This is a genomic window from Euzebyales bacterium, from assembly GCA_035461305.1.
GTDB lineage: Bacteria > Actinomycetota > Nitriliruptoria > Euzebyales > JAHELV01 > JAHELV01.
Genome location: DATHVN010000111.1, coordinates 1 through 2,489 on the forward strand (window position 1 = coordinate 1; position 2,489 = coordinate 2,489).

General features: G+C 70.3%; 2 protein-coding genes. One reads left to right on the forward strand and one right to left on the reverse strand.

The annotated features are described in order from the left end of the window. Positions 1-35: 35 nt before the first annotated feature. A complete protein-coding gene (locus tag VK923_10580; GenBank protein HSJ45114.1) occupies positions 36-1,703 on the reverse strand; it encodes a DUF4118 domain-containing protein in 1,668 nt (555 codons plus the stop codon). Positions 1,704-1,931: 228 nt separating this feature from the next. On the opposite strand from VK923_10580, the gene VK923_10585 reads away from it, so the two are divergent. Further along, a complete protein-coding gene (locus VK923_10585) occupies positions 1,932-2,090 on the forward strand; it encodes a hypothetical protein (protein ID HSJ45115.1) in 159 nt (52 codons plus the stop codon). The last annotated feature ends 399 nt before the right edge of the window (positions 2,091-2,489 follow it).

A 2,489-nucleotide genomic window follows, 5' to 3' on the forward strand; every position in this document is an offset into this window, starting at 1 on the left:
GACGATGCGACGAGGGGCGACGAAGAGGTGGTCGGTCATGACGGGTCTCCTGCGGTACGACGGTCGATGACGAGTGCCAGCTGTGCGGTGAACGCGGCGAGCACGCGGCTGTCCTCCGCCGGGGTCCGCGGTCCGACGAGCGCGAGGTAGCGATGGGGTCCGATCGCGAGCGCGTCGGTGGCGTCGGCGGGTCGTTGCGGCGCCGGGCTGCCGACGGCGTGCTCGACGGCCCAGCCATCGTCGGCGCGGCGCAGGATCGCCACGGCGTCGAGGTCGAACACGGCGCGGAGGTCGTGCAGCAGACGCGGCAGCGGCTGGTTGCTTGTCAGGACGGTGGTGGCGAGGCGTGCGAGCGCGGTCGCCTCTGCGCGGGCACGAGCAGCATCAGCCGTGCGCCGCGCGGCGACGTCGACCAGCACACTGACCGTCACCGCCACAACGACGAAGACGACCATCGCGATGATGACGTTGGGGTCGTCGATGACCCACCGGAGGTGGGGACGCGTGAAGAAGTAGTCACCGAGCGCAAAGCCCCCGGCGGCCGCCACCAGCCCGGGGCCACGTCCACCCACGGTGGTGACCGCGACGGTCGCCGCGAGGTACAGCAGCAGGACGGTCGACAGGTGCACCGAATCTCGGAGTCCGGCGAGGACGAGTGTCAGCAGCGGGATGCCAGCGATGGCCGCGATGTAGCCGGCTGCCCGCCGTGCACGCGGCAGCTCGGAGGATCGGACGTCTGTCCCGGCTCTCGCGGCGACCGCCGTCGTCTCGATCTGGCCCGCCGAGGGTGCGACAACGTACAGGTCGAGACCACGCGTGCCTGCCGTCGGCACGTCGAGGACGAGGCGCCCCTCAACGGTGCCGCCTTGGACGACGAGTTGCGCGCCTTCAGCTTCGGCGACGCGCGCCAGTGCCCACCCCGGGTCGTCGTCGACGACCTCGACGACGTCCGCGTCGACCGCTTCCAGCTGCCTTCGGAGCTCGCGCAACGCCGGGTCGTCGGCCGTGTCGGTGACCGTCCGGACGTTGGCGCCGACCAGGTGCGCCCCGGTGACGCGAGCTAGGTCGGCGGCGCGGCTGATGATGTCGTTCGCGTCGCGGGCGGTGTCGAACGCGACGACGATGCGGCCCGGCCATGCGTCGTCCTGCGCGCCACCGGTTTCGGGTCGCGGGCGGGGCCGTTTCGCCCACTCGTGCGCCAGGTCGACGAGCTCGCAGCGGCTGTCTCCTGCGACGACCTCGACATCGTCGGCCTCCAGCAGCGCGCGGTCCGGGACGCTCGAGGATGCCCGCGAAGGCGGTGTCAGCGCATGTGCGAGCGATGCGATCTCGCGTGCGCGGAGCGTGCTGATGACATCGATGCCAAGCGATCGAATCGCGTCGACGGCGGGGATGCGCTCAGCGTCGTGCGGGGCGAGCCGCGCGAGGTCGTCGAGGAGCACCACGTCGGGACGTTGCTCGCGGATGAACTGCAGATCGACCCGCTCGGATCCCTCCGCCGCGGACAGCAGGGGTACCACGGGCATCCCGTCCAGCCCCGCCGCCTCGTTCTCGGGTGGCTCGAAGCATGCGACCAGCACGCTGGCTCCGGCGTCGCGGCGTTCGCGGCCGGCGGACAGCAACGCGCGTCGCATTGCGGCGTCATCCTTGACGCCGAGCAGGATGCGCCATCCACCCCGGCGCGAACGTTGACTGCTGTCCACCGAGCACCACCCGAATCAGACCTGCGGGACGGGACGTCGTTTGACAGCCTCGCCCGCGCGGCGGGCTCGTAGCGCAGAGACCTCGTTAAGGAGGCGGGGCGAGGCGTGAAGATCGCGTTAAGGCCGGCACCTGCAACGCAGGAGAGCCACAACCTGCCTGCGATTTCGCGTACCCGTCCCGGGTAGCGGCTCTGGTCGATACCGACGTCGCACAGACGAAGCGGCGACGTGTTGGCGACGGCCGAGGAAGCTGGTGGTGTGCTGACCGGTGAGGTCGTCTTCGGGTTCGTCGCCACCGCTGTGATGCTGGCCGGCTTCGTGGGGTGGACGTGGCATGAGCTTCGCCGCGTCGACGAGCCCGCCGAGCGGCGCGAACGGCGGGACTGACGGTGGCCAAGGACCGTCCCGTCGGTCGAGGCTCACTCGACGGAGCTGTCGCGCGGCCGAGCCGGTGGTCGAGGCAGTGCGCTCTTGACCGTGAGCTGCCTGAGGTGCAGCTGCCCACTGTCGTCGGCATCGGCCGCAAGATCTCGACCGTCATCAACACCACCGCACAGCGGGAGGAAGCCGAACGGACCCGTTCGCTGCCCACTCCCACGCTGTGGGCGATAGTGTCAGTCCGGCGAAGTGCGATCTGCTGCCAGGGCCGTGAATCGGTAGCCCATGCCGGGTTCGGTGTGGAAGTAGCGGGGCTGGGACGGATCCGGTTCGAGCTTGCGGCGGATGTGGGCCATGTGGACCCGCAGGTAGTTGGTCTCCTGGTGATAGCGCGGTCCCCACACGGTC